The 14887-nt window shown below is 74.5% G+C and carries 11 protein-coding genes and 1 pseudogene; 6 read left to right on the top strand and 6 right to left on the bottom strand.

Features of this window, described 5'->3' with window-relative positions; genetic code table 11:
* The first annotated feature begins 192 nt into the window (after positions 1-192).
* The 6 genes from RY076_RS09735 to RY076_RS09710 all read left to right on the top strand — a co-directional run bounded on the left by RY076_RS09735 (position 193) and on the right by RY076_RS09710 (position 7337).
* Positions 193-1296, top strand: a complete 1104-nt coding sequence (locus RY076_RS09735; RefSeq protein WP_323097460.1) for a glycosyltransferase family protein — start codon at positions 193-195, stop codon at positions 1294-1296.
* Entirely contained in the window at positions 1284-2366 is a 1083-nt protein-coding gene (locus RY076_RS09730) for a glycosyltransferase (RefSeq protein ID WP_323097459.1), read from the top strand. Before RY076_RS09735 ends, RY076_RS09730 begins: the two co-directional genes overlap by 13 nt.
* Entirely contained in the window at positions 2363-3445 is a 1083-nt protein-coding gene (locus RY076_RS09725; RefSeq protein WP_323097458.1) for a glycosyltransferase, read from the top strand. Before RY076_RS09730 ends, RY076_RS09725 begins: the two co-directional genes overlap by 4 nt.
* Complete coding sequence (locus RY076_RS09720) at positions 3435-4301, top strand: glycosyltransferase family 2 protein (protein WP_323097457.1); 867 nt, start codon at positions 3435-3437, stop codon at positions 4299-4301. The genes RY076_RS09725 and RY076_RS09720 overlap by 11 nt, the downstream gene beginning before the upstream one ends.
* 130 nt (positions 4302-4431) lie before the next feature.
* Positions 4432-5223 (top strand): GAF and ANTAR domain-containing protein, encoded by a 792-nt coding sequence (locus RY076_RS09715; RefSeq protein ID WP_323097456.1) that lies wholly within the window; start codon positions 4432-4434, stop codon positions 5221-5223.
* A complete protein-coding gene (locus RY076_RS09710) occupies positions 5220-7337 on the top strand; it encodes a SpoIIE family protein phosphatase (RefSeq protein ID WP_323097455.1) in 2118 nt (705 codons plus the stop codon). The genes RY076_RS09715 and RY076_RS09710 overlap by 4 nt, the downstream gene beginning before the upstream one ends.
* Before the next feature lie 126 nt (positions 7338-7463).
* On the opposite strand, the pseudogene RY076_RS09705 reads toward RY076_RS09710, so the two are convergent.
* The 6 genes and pseudogenes from RY076_RS09705 to RY076_RS09680 all read right to left on the bottom strand — a co-directional run.
* Positions 7464-8027: pseudogene (locus tag RY076_RS09705) on the bottom strand (cytochrome P450); the annotation flags it as partial.
* Between the two features lie 689 nt (positions 8028-8716).
* The gene (locus RY076_RS09700; RefSeq protein ID WP_323097454.1) at positions 8717-9169 is read right to left on the bottom strand and encodes an SRPBCC family protein; all 453 of its coding nucleotides are present in this window, start codon (positions 9167-9169) and stop codon (positions 8717-8719) included.
* Positions 9166-10776 (bottom strand): phytoene desaturase family protein, encoded by a 1611-nt coding sequence (locus tag RY076_RS09695; protein ID WP_323097453.1) that lies wholly within the window; start codon positions 10774-10776, stop codon positions 9166-9168. Before RY076_RS09695 ends, RY076_RS09700 begins: the two co-directional genes overlap by 4 nt.
* Before the next feature lie 119 nt (positions 10777-10895).
* Positions 10896-11378, bottom strand: coding sequence for a hypothetical protein (locus RY076_RS09690; RefSeq protein WP_323097452.1), 483 nt, complete (start codon positions 11376-11378; stop codon positions 10896-10898).
* Entirely contained in the window at positions 11375-13852 is a 2478-nt protein-coding gene (locus RY076_RS09685; RefSeq protein WP_323097451.1) for a molybdopterin oxidoreductase family protein, read from the bottom strand. The genes RY076_RS09690 and RY076_RS09685 overlap by 4 nt, the downstream gene beginning before the upstream one ends.
* A gap of 151 nt (positions 13853-14003) precedes the next feature.
* Positions 14004-14729: a GAF and ANTAR domain-containing protein gene (locus RY076_RS09680; protein ID WP_323097450.1), complete on the bottom strand. Its 726-nt coding sequence runs from the start codon at positions 14727-14729 to the stop codon at positions 14004-14006.
* Positions 14730-14887: the final 158 nt, after the last annotated feature.

The following is a 14887-nucleotide window of genomic DNA, read 5'->3' as shown; positions in this document are numbered from 1 at the left end:
CTGCCCGTCCCAGCGCCCCCGGGCACCGCGGTTTGCCCGGCTCGGACAGTGCCGACGCCGTCACGGTGGGCGAAGCGTGTGAGAACACGGCCCGTGGGTACACCCCGACCAGGAGCTCGAGCCACGCGGCCCCCGTCCCGCCGGCGCCCCCTCACACCGTGCGTCTGCGTGCCTGCTGCGAAAGGCACCAGCTTGAGTCCCGTCATCGCCTCCGTCCCCTCCGGGCACGTCTACGTCCGCCACCTCGCCGCCCCCGACGGCGACACGTCCGTCACACGGCTGCCGGACCCGCGTCCACGGGCCGACGTGCCCGACGCCCAGTGGTGGCCGCCGCGGATGCTGGAGCCGGGATGGGTCGAGCAGCACGCGCACGAGTTCGACCTCATGCACGTCCACTTCGGCTTCGACGCCGTCTCCCCGCAGACGCTGACCGAGCTGGTCGCGGCCCTGCGGCGGCACGGGCGCCCGCTGGTGCTCACGGTCCATGACCTGCGCAACCCGCACCACCTCGACCCGGCTCTGCACGACGCACAGCTCGGCGTGCTGGTGGAGGCGGCAGACGCCGTCCTCACGCTGACGCCGGGCGCGGCCGGGGTGATCCGGCACCGTTGGGGCCGTGAGGCGCTCGTCGTCCCGCACCCGCACGTCGTCGACGAGGGGCGGCTCGGCGCACCTCGGGCGACCCACGACGGCTTCGTCGTCGGCGTCCACGCCAAGAGCCTGCGTGCCGGGATGGACCCGTTGCCCGTCATCGACGCGGCAGTCGAGGCCCTGTCCGGCCTCCCCGACGCGCGGCTACGGGTCGATGCCCACACCGACGTCATGACCGCCGGGTACGACCGCCACGCCGTCGACGTCGAGCGACATCTACGCTGCCTGGAGCGTCGCGGCGCAGTGGAGCTGCACGTGCACGACTACTTCACCGACGACCAGCTCTGGGACTACCTCCAGTCGCTCGACGTGTCGGTGCTGCCGTATAGGTTCGGCACCCACTCCGGGTGGCTCGAGGCGTGCTACGACCTCGGTACCGTCGTCGCCGCCCCGGACTGCGGCTACTACGCGGAGCAGCGGCCCTGCCTGTCCTACGCCGCGCCCCAGCCGTCCGACCGGCTGCCCGGTTCGCGGGCGCTCCCCCTCGCCGACGTCCTGCGGGCGGCTCACCGGGACCGCCCCGGGTGGCGCGCCGATCCTCTCGAGCGGCGGCGCGAGCGAGCGCGCATCGCCGCGTTGCACGAGCAGGTCTACGCCAACGTCCTTGCGGCTGTGGATGATCCGAGGACCGCATGCACGTCGTGATCATCGCGGCGTCGGCCTACCCGATCGCCGAGCCGTTCGCCGGCGGGCTCGAGTCGCTGACGTGGCACCTCGCGCGGGGGCTGCGCTCCCGAGGTGTCGACGTCACGGTCTTCGCGGCTCCGGGCAGCGACCCGGCCCTCGACGTGCACGAGCTCGACGTCAGCCCGCTCCGCCTCAGCGACGCAGCGCGCGCGGACGTCGCCATGGTGCCGGAGGCCTGGTTGCGCGACCACCACGCCTACCTGCAGGTCATGCTGTCCCTGCGGGCGCGCACGGACGTCGACGTGGTGCACAACAACAGCCTGCACCACCTGCCCGTCGCGATGGCGGGCCTGCTGACCGCACCCGTGCTCACCACCCTGCACACACCCCCGACCCCGTGGCTCGAGCCCGCGGTGGCCATCGCCTCCGCGACCGGGCACGAGGGCGGCCGCCCGCACTTCGCGGCCGTGAGCCGGCACACGGCGCGGGCGTGGTCGCACGTCACCCCGGCGCGCGTGGTGCACAACGGCGTCGATGCGCAGCGGTGGACGCCGGGACCGGGCGGTCCGGACCTGGCGTGGGTCGGTCGCATCGTCCCGGAGAAGGCGCCGCACCGGGCCGTCGCGATGGCCCGGGCCGCCGGACGGCGCCTGCGACTGGCGGGGCCCATCGGTGACCGCACCTACTTCGAGAGCGTGGTACGACCGCTGCTCGGGCCCGGGGCCGAGTACCTCGGCCACCTGGCCAGCCCCGGCCTCGTGGCCCTGTTCGGTTCGAGTGCGGTCACGCTCGTCACCCCCGACTGGGACGAGCCGTACGGCCTCGTGGCCGCCGAGTCGCTGAGCTGCGGCACCCCTGTGGTCGCCCTCGACCGCGGCGGCCTGGGCGAGTTCGTCGCCCCCGACGTCGGGGTCCTGCTCCCGGCCGCGGCCGACGACGCCGCGGCTGCCGCCGCCGTCGAGCGGGCCGCCGCCCTCGACCGGGGGCGCTGCCGGGCCCATGGCCTGGCGCACTGCTCGGTCGAGCGCATGGTGGACGAGTACCTGACGGTCTACGCGAGCCTGCAACCACGGGTGGGTGCCGCGTGATCGGCTGGTACGTCCACCACCACGGACACGGCCACCTGGCGCGGCTGCAGGCCGTGGCTGCCCACCTCCGGACGCCCGTCGCGGGGCTCAGCTCGCTGCCGGCGCCGGCCGGCTGGGAGGGCCCGTGGCTGCGCCTCGAGCGGGACGACGCCGCCGTCGCCGCGGACGCCGACCTCACGGCGCTCGACGTGACGTGCAACGGCGTCCTGCACTGGGCTCCCCTGCACGACGACGGCCTGGCCGACCGCACGGCGCAGGTGGCGTCGTGGCTCGCGACGGCCCGTCCGTCGCTCGTGGTGGTGGACGTCTCCGTCGAGGTCTCCGTGCTGACGCGCCTCGCGGGCGTGCCGGTCGTGGTCGTGGCGATGCCCGGGCAGCGTCGCGACCGCGCGCACCGGCTCGCCTACGACCTCGCGGACGCGCTGCTCGCACCGTGGCCGGCGGGCACGCACGACGCCGGCTGGCCGGAGCACTGGCGGCGCAAGCTCTGGGCGGTCGGCGGCATCACGCGCCTCGACGCCTCGGCGGCGCACCGGGACGGCGTCGCCCCCGCGCCGGACGGGATGCGGGCCCGTGACGCCGACGGACCGCGGCGCGTCCTCGTCCTTTGGGGTGCGGGCGGCACGGACGTCGGGGCGCCCCAGCTCGATGCTGCGCGGGCGGTGACACCGGGCTGGACCTGGGTCGAGCGCAGTCCGCTCAACCCGTCGCCCGACCTCGCCGCCGACCTCGCGGAAGCGGATGTCGTCGTCACGCACGCCGGCCAGAACGCGGTCGCGGACGTCGCGGCGCTGCGCCGTCCGGCGGTCGTCGTGGCCCAGCAGCGGCCCTTCGGCGAGCAGGTCGCCACGGCGGAGGCGGTCGAACGGCTGCACGCGGCCGTGGGCCTGTCCGCGTGGCCGGGTGACGCAACACGCTGGCCCGCGATCCTGCGGCGCGCGCTGGAGCTCGGTGGGCATGGGTGGTCCGGGTGGTCGGCCGGCGGCGGCGCCGCGGAGGCAGCCGCGCGCCTCGACGCCCTCGCCACCCGGGCGGCTCCACCAGGACGGACGCCGGTGGGGGCGGGCCGTGGGCGGTGACCGGGTCGCCGTCGTCACCATCGTGCACCGACGCCACGAGCACCTCGAGCGGCACCTGTGGGGCCTGCGCCGCCAGACCCGTCGCCCGGACCTCCTCGTCGTCGTGGCGATGGACGACCCGGACATCGAAGAGCTCGTGCGCGCCCGGTGGCCCGGCCCGGCCGCCGGAGGCGGCACGCCACCGGTGCTCGTCCCCGCCATGGACCGGGTGGGTTCGAGCCTGCCCCTCGCCGCCGCCCGCAACCTCGGCGTCCACGCCGCCGAGGCGGCCGGGGCGTCCCACCTCGTCCTCCTCGACGTCGACTGCATCGCCTCCACCGGCCTCGTCGAGCGCTACGCGACGCTGCTCGCGCGTCCGGACGCGCCGCGGCTGCAGGTGCTGGCCGGCGAGGTCGCCTACCTGCCACCGCCGCCCACCGGGCGCGACTACCGGGAGCTCGACCTCGACGCTCTGAGCAGTCCGCACCCGGGGCGCCCGACCCTCGGTGCCGACGAGACCCTCGTCGCCGACGACGTCCGGCTCTTCTGGTCGCTGTCGTTCGCCACCACCGTGCGCACGTGGCGGACCATCGGGGGCTTCGACCCCGCGTACGTCGGCTACGGCGCCGAGGACACGGACTTCGGCCAGCGCCTGGCCGCCGCCGGGGGCACGCTGACCTGGGTCGGCGGCGCTCGCGCCCACCACCAGCACCACCCGACGTCCGACCCGCCCACCCAGCACCTCACCGACATCGTCGCCAACGCCAACCGGTTCGCCCGGCGCTGGGGGTGGTGGCCCATGGAGTCGTGGCTCGAGAAGTTCGCCCGGCTCGGCCTGGCCCGACGCCGGCCGGACGGGGTCTGGGTCGTGCAGTGAGACCGTGACCGGGCCGCCGCGCGCGTGGCAGCCCACCTTGACCCGCGGTGGGACGCGACTAGGGTCGAGACCACGGCCGGATCCCGCGCCCACCCCGCGGAGCCTCCGGAGACGTCGACGGACGGTGCTGATGACCAGTGGCGACAGCGAACTCGGGCTCGCACAGGTGGGCCGTCAGTTCAGCGACCTCGGCACAGCGCTCACGGCGGCCGACGGCTCCGGCCTCGACCCAGACCGTGTCGTGCGCTTCGCGGCGCGGTCGCTGCCGCACACCCACCACTGCGCCCTGACGCTCCTGCGGGCCGGCGCCCGGCCCCGCACGCTGAGTGCCACCGACGAGCTGCCCGAGCGCGTCGACGCCCTCCAGTACGCCGAGGGTGAAGGCCCGTGCCTCGATGCCTCGGAAGGAGACTCCATCGTCTCGTCGGGAGATCTCGCGGTCGACGAGCGGTGGTCCGCCTTCGGACCGCGGTGCGTCGAGGAGACCGGCGTGCGCAGCATGCTGTCGGTGCAGCTCGCCCTTGGGGGCGAGGACCGGGCAGCCATCAACTTCTACTCCACGGCGGCCGACGCCTTCACCGAGACTGACGTCCACCTCGCGTCCGTCATCGCGCCCTTCGCCGCCCTTGCCGTCGAGCAGCGCCTCCGCGCCAACGACGCGGACAACCTCCATGCCGCGCTGACGAGCAGCCGCCAGATCGGCACGGCCATCGGCGTCATCATGGCGCGGCGGCTCGTCACGTCCTCGGAGGCGTTCGAGCTGCTCCGCGAGGCGAGCCAGAACCTCAACCGCAAGCTGCGCGACATCGCGGCCGAGGTCGAGGAGACCGGCTCGCTCCCTTCGGCGCCCGCGGCCGCCGAGGGGGCCGCCGCCGCAGGAGTCCCGCCGAGCGCCGCCGGTGGTGAGGAGCTGGGCCGGTGACCCGGCGGCATCCGGGCCGGGACCCGCGGGACGCCATCGAGCTCGGCCCGATCGCGACCTCCCTCGAGGCGGTCGTCGCCTCGTTCGACCAGCTCGGTGTGCCCGCATCGGCGATGGAGGGCCCCGACCTGCGGGTCGTCGCCTTCAACGCGCTGGCGCGCCAGGTGCTCGAACCGGCCTTCGGCCCGCTCGGGTCGGTGCTGCGCGGGTCGGACTGGCTGCGTGGCAGCGGGATCGAGGAGCGGATCCTCGAGGTGCTCAGGACGGGCGAGGGGTTCGTCGGCACCGAGTGGCCACTCACCCTGCCCGGCCCGTCCGGCGAGCTGGAGGAGCGGATCTGGAACTTCCGCTTCGACGCTCTCCGCGGTCCCGACGGCACGGTCCGGGGCGTGCTGACCGTCGGCTCCGAGGTCACCGAGCAGGTCCGGAGGCGCGAGGCGGCCGAGCGGACCTCCGAGCACTGGCACGAACGGTTCCGCAGCAACCGTGAGGCGATGACCGCGCTGCAGGAGTCCATGCTGCCGACGGGCGTGCCGGTGCTGCCCCGGCTCGAGCTCGGGGCCCGGTACCTCGTGGCCGAGTCCGACACGGCCGCGGGGGGCGACTGGTTCGGGGCGGTGCCGCTCGAGGACGGACGGGTGGCGCTCGTCGTCGGCGACGTGGTCGGGCACGGCGTCGTGGCCTCCGCGACGATGGGTCAGCTGCGCGCCGTCCTGGAGGAGCGGCTCCGTGCCGGTGCCGGCGTCGCCGCGTCGCTCGCGGCTCTCGAGGCCGTCGCGGCGCACGTCCCGGCCGCCGTGGCCGCCACCGTGTGCGTGGCGGCCCTCGACCCGCGCACCGGTGAGGTCGAGTACTGCACGGCCGGCCACCCACCCCCGCTCGTCGTGACGGGTGAGGAGTGGCACTACCTGGCGCCCACGGGAGCCACCCCCCTCGGCGGTGGGGCGCCGTCCGTCGTGGCGCGCACCTCGCTGGCCGACTCGGCGCTGCTCCTGCTCTACAGCGACGGCATCCTCGAGCGACCGGATCGGTCCTGGGAACAGAGCACGGTCGAGCTCGGTCAGGTGGTCACCGACGCGGTGAACGTGCGCCCGCTACGGCCCCGCGCCCCGGCCAACCGCGCCGATCGGGTCTGCGTGCAGTCGCTCGAGATGATGACCCGGGAGACCGGCTTCACCGACGACATCACCGTCCTCGCGGCGCGCCGGGTCGACGCGGTCGAGGACCTGTCGCTCACCGTGCCCGCCGACCTTCCGCACGTCACCGCCCTCGCGGGCCGGCTCGACCGGTGGCTCGCAGACACCGGCGCCGGCGACGACGACCGCAGCGACCTTCGCCACGTCGTCCTCGAGCTCGCCACGAACTGCGTCGAGCACGCCGGCCCCGGCAGCCACGGCAGCGGCGTCACCGTGCGTCTCGCCGCGCGGCTCGACGCGTCCGGCGTCGCGACCGTGTCGGTGGCCGACGACGGCCGGTGGCGTGAGCCGGAGGTCGCACCGGGCGCCCGTCCGGAGCACCCGCTGCTCGATGCCGGGATGCGGCTGCGAGGGCTGGGTCTGGCCCTGGTCGGCCAGCTGACCGACTCGGTGACAGTCGCACACGGCGCCCCCACGGCACCCTTGGCCACGACCGGGGTGAGCGCGACGGGAGGGGGAGCCGAGGCTGCCGAGGGGACGACCGTGACGACGACCCGGAGGCTGAGCCGCCGAGCCGCCGTGCTCACCGGAGGGCCAGGCTGGAACGGTGGCGGGAGCGGCAGACCGGCGGGCGCGAGCCTCGTCGACGAGCTCATCGTCTACGGGCCCCCGGACCAGCCCGGCACGCTGACCGTCGTCGGACCCGTCACCTCCGCGACCGCCGACCAGCTGGCGACGAACCTGGCGATCGGGTCACGCGCCGCGACGCGCCCGCTCACCCTCGATCTCAGCGGCGTCACCCACCTGGCGAGCGCCGGTGTCCGTGTCCTGCAGACCGTGTGCCGGGCAGCGGTCGACGCCGGTGCCGCGGTCACGTTGCACGCCGACGCCGGCAGTGTTGCCCACCAGGTCCTGGGCCTCGTCGGCATCCCGGTCGTCGCGGCCCCCGGCGAGGACAGCGGCCCGAACCCGGCGTGAGCCGGCACCGAGCGTGACGACCGGCCCGGACCGCGGCCGGGCCGGCACGTGCCCCCAGCGCCAGCCGGCGTCCTGCCCCGGAACGAGCGAGGCCTCCTGCGACGCCAGCCGGGCGCACGTCAGGGCGAGGAGCCCGACGGCCACCATCTCGCCCGGGCAGCGGTGACCGGTCCCGGGCCGTCCGCCGCCCTGCGGCACGAACGGGTCGCTCCACTCTGCACCGGAGTCGACGAACCGGTCCGGGTCGAAGGAGTTGGGGTCCGGCCACTCGGCCGGGTCGTGGTCGGTGGCCATGATGTCGAGCAGCACCCGGCTGCCGGCCGGGATGGTGTGTCCCTCGAAGCTCGTGTCGCGGGTCGCGATCGCGGCCAGGGCCGGCACGAACGGGTAGAGGCGCCGGACCTCCTGGGCGAAGGCGACCGCGAGGGGCCCGCCGACCGCGCTCCCCCGCTCGTCGACCTCCTCGGCGAGGCGGTCGGCCCACGCCGGGTTGAGGTCGAGGGCGATGGCGGCGAAGGCGGCGAAGCGCGCCACGGCCACCGTCGGACGCAGCACGTTGAGCAGCTCGACCGCGGCCGTGTGGGCATCGAGCAGCCTGCCGTCCGCGTCGCGGTGCGTCGCGATGCGGTGGAGCACGCTGTCCTCACCGACGCGTCGGCGCCCGTCGCGGACCTCACGGACCAGGCGCATCGCCCAGCGGTCGCAGACGACCCGCGCCCGCCGGGCGCGCAGGTACGGGCGCACCGGCGTCGCGAAGTCCTCGACGATGGTGGCCATGTCGTCGGCGCGCCGTTCCTCGACCTCGGCCGGCACCTCGATGCCGGCCCAGCGGACGACGGCGCGGCCGTAGACGCGCGAGAGGTCGGGGTAGACGACGCCGCGGCCGGCGGCACGCCAGCGGGCGAGCGCGTCGACGAGGAGGTCGTCGGCGATGCGGTGCAGCTCGGCGACGCGGGCCGGGTCCATGAGCAGGCCGACGAACATCGCCTTGCGGTGCTCGTGCGCCTCGCCGTCGAGTCCGTGGACGGCGCCGCGGCCGAAGAGGGGACGAGCGACGGCTGCCGGCATCGCTCCCTTGCGCCGCATCACGGACTGGTCGTAGAAGAGGCGGACCCCCGCCGCCCCGCCGACGACGGTGGCGCGGCGTCCGAGGAGGCGCACCCCCGTCCCGTAGCGGGCGTGCCGCTGGCCGATGGCGGCCCCTCGACGCCGCGCCCACGCGGTGAAGACGTAGCCGCGCCGCAGGAGGTCGATGGTCTGGTCGAACCGCATGGTGTCCCTTTCGGTCGCTCGGCGGTCCACTACCCCGCGCCGGCCGGATGAACCCACCCGGGGTGAAGGACGGCCGGTTACGGCGGGAGGCGTCCGGCGGACCGACGTCAGCGGGCGTAGGGGCTCTGCCTGGCCTTCTCGACGAGCAGGGCAAGGCGGTCCAGGGCCTCCCGGTTGCGCAGGTCGAGCGCGATGTCGCGGACGGGCTTGGGCACGAAGGAGGCGATGCCGCGCGTCGCGTCCTCCTCCATCGTGACGAGTGTGCCGTCGCCGTCCGGCTCGCAGGTGATCCGGACGATGCCCTCCCCCGTGGGCCAGGCCCGGACCGTCAGCTCGAGCAGGTTCGGTCGCTCGCAGCGCCGGACGGTGGTGACGTCGTCGATGAGCAGCGGCCAGGCACCGACCGAGTGGTGGATCTCCGAGCCCACCTCGGGCCACGACTCGGTGACGTCGCGGATGCGGGACGCGCCGACGACCCACTGGCTGTAGTTCCACCCGTGCGAGAGCACGTCGAAGACGGCGTCCGGCGGGCGGTCGATGGTGCGGGTGGTCGTACTCATGGTTGCCTCCGGAGGGATCGGACGGGTCGCCGGATGCGGTCGTGCCAGAGCGCGGCCCGGGCGGCGTTGGAACCACAGGCCCCGTGGACACCGCCGCCGGGGTGCGCAGACGCGGATCCGAGGAACAGACCCGCGACAGGGGTCTCTGCGCGCCCCGAGCCGGCGACGGGGCGGAAGACGAGCTGCTGGTGCAGCGAGGCGGTGCCGCCGTTGAGGGCGCCCCCGGCGAGGTTGCGGTCGCGGGACTCGAGGTCGTGGGGTCCGAGGACGCGTCGGGCGCGGATGCGTTCGCGGAACCCCGGCGCGCGCTCCTCCATGCGTGACTCGACGCGGTCGGCGAACGCGTCGAGGTCGGCAGCGTCCCACGTCCCCCGGACGGTGGGGACGCCGGACCCCTCCGCCGCCGCGTCAGCCCGAACCCGCTGCGGCACATGGGTGTACGCCCACAGTGACTCCCCGCCGGCGGGAGCGCGGCAGGGGTCGGTCGTCGCCATCTGGCCGACGAGGAGGAACGGTCGGTCGGGCACGAGCCCGGCGCTGATCTGCGCCCCGGTCAGCGTGATCTCGTCGAGGGAGTCGGCGACGTGGACGGTGCCCGGCGCGGTCTCGGGCGCGCCGAGCCAGGGCACCGGGCCGTCGAGGGCCCAGTCGACCTTGACGGTGGAGGGGTCCCACGTGAAGCCGGCCATGCGGTGGCGCAGCCTGCCGGGCAGGTTCTCCCAGGGCACGAGGCCGCCGTAGAGCGCGGGCGCCGACACGTCGGCGACGACGGCGCGGCGCGCGACGACCTCGCGCGAGGCGGTCCGCACGGCGACGGCGCGCCCGCCCTCGACGCGGATGCGCTCGGCGCGCTCGCCGAGACAGACGGTGCCACCCCGCGACTCCAGCCGGCGGACCATGGCCGCGGACAGCTGCCCGGCGCCCCCCGCCGGCACCGGGAAGCCCACCGTCTGGCCGAGGAGCACGAGGAGCAGGCCCATCGCGGCCGACCCCGGCGACTCCATGCCGATGTCGGCGTGCGTGGCGTTGCCCGCGACGAGCAGGCGCGCGGCGTCGCCGTGGAACAGCTGCTCGGTGAGCGCCCGGGCCGGCATGACGAGCTGGCGCAGCAGCTCGAAGCCGCCGTGGCGCAGGGCCTTGGCCCCGAGCCCGAGGCCGCCGCGCACGGGTGGGAACGGCGTCAGCAACGAGCGCACGAGGTCCTCGCCGATGCGGTCCCACGTGCTGCACAGCCGCAGCCAGGCCTCGCCGTCGCCCGGCGCGTCGGCCTCGAGGCCCGCGGCGGTCTCGTCGCGGTCCCGGTGGAGCACCGCCCAGCGACCGTCCGGGAAGGAGTGCCCGACGACCGACGGGGCGTGCACCCACGTCAGGCCGTGCTCCTCGAGGTGCAGGTCGCGGATCGTCGGTGAACCGAGCGCGAGGGGGTAGAACGAGCTGAAGGTGTCGTGCACGTAGCCGGCCAGGACCGCGTCGTCGCTGCGCACAGCGCCGCCGGGGGTGTCCTGCTCCTCGAGGACGACGACCGACCACCCGGCGTCGGCGAGGAGGTTGGCGGCCACGAGGCCGTTCGGGCCGCTGCCGATGACGACGGCGTCGGGGCTCGTCACGGTGTTCCCTCCTGTCGAAGGCCAACGGGTATGAAGCGCCACTACCCGGTGGCGGCCGGCGGAAAACGTCCGCCGCCCCGGCCGAGCACTCGCCCGGCCACCGTCGGTGGCCGGGCTGCTCATACGACCAGCGCCTGGGTCGAGGACTCCTTGATCTTGGCGTTGGCCCAGTGCGCCTGCCGCTTGGCCTGTCCGCCACACCGGGCGGCGAGGTCCATGAGCTCGTCGTGGACGATGGCCTGGGCGGCCTGCCCGACCATCTCCCAGTCGGCGAGCACGCTCGAGGCGCGCAGGTACACGTCGCGCAGGGCCCGCACCATGACGAGCTCCGTGGCGTCGGACCGCCCGGCGCGCTCGGACATCCACATCCGCGCGTGCTCGACGAGAGTCGGCGACTCGTCCGGGACAGGGTCGAGCTGTTGGTCGAACTGGCTTGCGATCCGGGCGATCTCGCGCACGTGACCGCTCGACCACTCGGCCAGGTCGCGCGCGACGTAGTGCACCTCGTGGTCGGCCCGATGCTCGTCGGACAGGCGCAGCAACGCCCTCGCCAGCTCGTTCTCGTCGTGGTGCAGGTCGGCCAGCACGATCCCGATCCTCATCGGACCGCTCCTTCCTCGGTGGCGCCTTCGGTGGCGCCTTCGGTGGCGCCTTCGGTGGCGCCTTCGGTGGCGCCCCCTGTGGCGCCCCCGGTGAGGTGGGCCGCTGTCGTGCGCAGGGCGGGGGCCGGTGACGCGACCCCGGCCGCGTCGGCCACCTTGCGCAGCGCGCACGCGGCCGTCTTGAAGATCGGTTGCTTGGAGACGGGGTCCCAGGCCGTGAGCGTCAGCTCGTTGGCCGCGCGCCCGTGCTCCTGGGGCGCGTGGCCGCCCGCGGTGTCCCAGTAGCCGTAGTGGAACGGCAGGAAGACGACGCCACGGCGGATGTCGCAGACGCGGACGCGAGCCCGCACCTCGCCACGCGGCGTCGCGATCTCGGCGACGTCACCCTCGACGAGGCCGTACGCCGCCGCGTCGGCGGTCGAGACCTCCACCCACACCTCCGGGGCGGCGGCCTGCAGCTCCGGCGCGCGGCCGGTCCTCGTGCGGGTGTGGAAGTGGTAGACGGTGCGGCCGGTGATGAGCTGGAGCGGGTGCTGCTCGTCGGGCATCTCGTGGGGCGCGCGGTACTCGGCGGCACGGATGACGGCGCGCCCGTGCGGGTTCATCGCCTGGTAGTCGGTGGCCTCGAACGGCGCCCCGGTCTCGAGGTCGCGCCCGTACGACTCGCACAGCTCGGGCGAGGCCCAGGAGATGCCGTCGGTGTAGAGCCGCTCGGTGCCGTCGGGCGCGTCGTCCGTGCAGGGCCACTGGATGCCCCCGGCCCGCAGCTTCTCGTAGCTGAGACCGCTGTAGTCGCACGGGCGGCCACGGCTGCACTCGCGCCAGGCATCGAAGGCCTGCTCCGGCGTCTGCCACTTGACGAGCGGCTCGCCGTCCTTGTCCTGCAAGCCCATTCGTGTCGCGAAGTCGACGAAGATGTCGAGGTCCGGCCGAGCCTCACCCGGCGGCTCAACGGCCTTCTCGGAGAGGTGCACGGTGCGGTCGGCATTGGTGAAGGTGCCGGTCTTCTCCCCCGCTGTCGCGGCCGGCAGCACCAGGTCGGCCAGCTGCGCGGTCTCGCTGAGGAAGATGTCCTGGACGACGAGGAACAGCCGGTCCTGCGCGAGCACCGACCTGATGCGTGCGAGCTCGGGCATCGACACCGCCGGGTTGGTGCCCGACACCCACAGCATCCGGATCGACCCGTCCTCGACGTAGCGCATGATCTGCATGGCGTGGGTCGGCGGCGTGGCGTGCGGGATCTGCTTCGGCTCGACGTTCCAGACCCGGGCCAGGTCGGCGACATGGTCGGGGTTGCTCCAGTTGCGGAACCCGGCCATGTCACCGTCGGCGCCGCACTCACGGGTGTTCTGGGCGGTGGGCTGGCCGTTCATCTGGAGGATGCCGCAGCCGGGCCGCCCGATCATGCCTCGCAGCAGGTGCACGTTGTTGACCTGCACCGCGGCCGCCGTGGCCTGGTGCGACTGGTAGAACCCCTGCAGCACGGTCGACAGCAGCGCGTTCGACTCGCCGAGCAGTCGCGCCGCAGCCCGGATGTCGGCCGCCGGCACGCCGCAGATCGTGCTGACGACGTCGGGTGAGTACCGGCCGACGGTCTTCTCGAGCTCGTCGTAGCCGACGGTGTTCGCCGCGACCCACGCGTCGTCGACGTGCCCGCGGGAGATCATCTCGTGCAGCAGCGCGTTCATGAGGGCGACGTTGGTGCCGGGGCGCGGGGCGAGGTGCAGGGTGGCCGCCTTCGCCACCGGCGTCGGCCGCGGGTCGACGCACAGGAGCGCCGGAGGGTTCACGCCCGCGAGCCGGTCGAGGATCCGCATCCACAGCACCGTCTGCGTCTCGGCGACGTTGTGCCCGAACAGGGCGATGGTGTCGGCGTGGTCGACGTCGGTGTAGGAGCCGGGCTGGCCGTCCGATCCGAACGACTCCTTGAGCGCCTCCGCCGACGTCGCGGTGCACAGGCGGGTGTTGCCGTCGACATGGTTGGTGCGGATGCCGCCGTGGGCGACGAGCGCCAGCGTGTAGTACTCCTCGAGGAACAGCTGGCCGGTCGTGTAGAAGCCGATGGCGCTCGGGCCCTGCTCGTCGAGCAGCTGCTTCGTCCGCCCGACGAGCAGCTCCATCGCCTCGTCCCACGAGCACTCGACGAGCCGTCCGTCCCGACGCACCAGGGGGCGGGTCAGCCGGTCCGGTGAGCCGATCGCCTGCCAGCCGAAGAGGTCCTTGGGACCGAGTCGGCCGTGGTTGACGCGGTCCTCCGGCCGGCCACGCACGCCGACGATGCTCCCGTCGCGCACGCCGAGGTCGAAGGCGTCGCCGTTGGAGTGCAGCGTCGATGCCGTGCGCACCCAGCGCTCCACGTCGTCCTCGTGGACCCCGTCAGCGAGATGCGTGTCGACGCGCTCGGGCCACCGGGTTCCCCGGGCGTACGGCGTTCGCTCGCCCCACACGTCCTCGATGCGGTCCTGGGTGGGCATGGCCGTCCTCCTCGCAGGCGGGGCCGTCGGCGTGCGGCAGAGTGGTGGGTCGCTGACCCGTTGTCGCCCTGCCCCTACCCACGCGGGACCGCCCGGAGCGGTCGACGCCCGCGACGTGCGTCACCCTCCCCTCACCGGGGATGGGCCCCCGTCAGCCGACGAGCGGTTCGAGCCCGGGGACGGTGCCAGTCTCGAGCAGCTCGGCCGCGACGTCGGCGACCTTGCGGTTGTGGTTCTGGCTCAGGCGGGCCAGCACCGCGAACGCACCGTCGGCGGTGAGCCGGTAGCGCTCGACGAGGATGCCGACGGCGGCCCCGATCGTACGACTGCGCGCGAGCGCGGCCTCGAGGTTGTCGGCGCGGTCGTCGGCGAGGGACGCCTCGATGGCGATGACTGCGTGCTGCGCGAGCAGGTGGGCCCGTTCGACAGCGGCCGCGTCGAACAGCTCGGGGCACCGGGCGTAGCACGTCATGACGCCGACGGTCGCGCCCGCGAGCCGCAGTCCGTGCGAGACCACCGACCGCACCCCGGTGCGGGTGAGCATCTGCGCGGCGTACTCGGGGAAGCGTCCGTCCTCGGCGAGGTCGTGCACGACGACCGCGTCGCCCGACTCGAAGGCCGCGATCCCCGGGCTCGCCCCGCACCCACCAGCGATCTTCGCGATGACGTCGGCCAGCGCGGGGTCGTTCGACGCCGATAGCCGCGCCGGTCGCCACGTCAGATGGTCGGTGACGGCGACCGCGGCCCAGTCGCAGGGTACGACCTCGACGGCTCGGTGCACGACCGCCTCCACCGTCGGGAGCACCCCGTGGGTCTCCGCGAGGTCACGCGCCACCCGCGCAAACTCGCTGGCCGACGCGTCAGCCGAGGTGCTCACCTGCACATCGTCCCGCACCGCAGGGCACCACGTCACCGGAGGCACCCTGCGAATTTCGCAGCGGTCGGGGCGGCGCCTGGCCCTGGGGTGTTCGACGGGGCGGGCGCGGCCGTCGATCAACGTACCCCCGCGCGCGTCGAAGACCCGGCGCGCACTCG

This window comes from Intrasporangium zincisolvens, from assembly GCF_034724055.1.
Taxonomy (GTDB): Bacteria; Actinomycetota; Actinomycetes; order Actinomycetales; family Dermatophilaceae; genus Monashia; species Monashia zincisolvens.
Note: the sequence above shows the minus strand (reverse complement) of the source record. Positions and strands in the feature narration are given on the sequence as shown.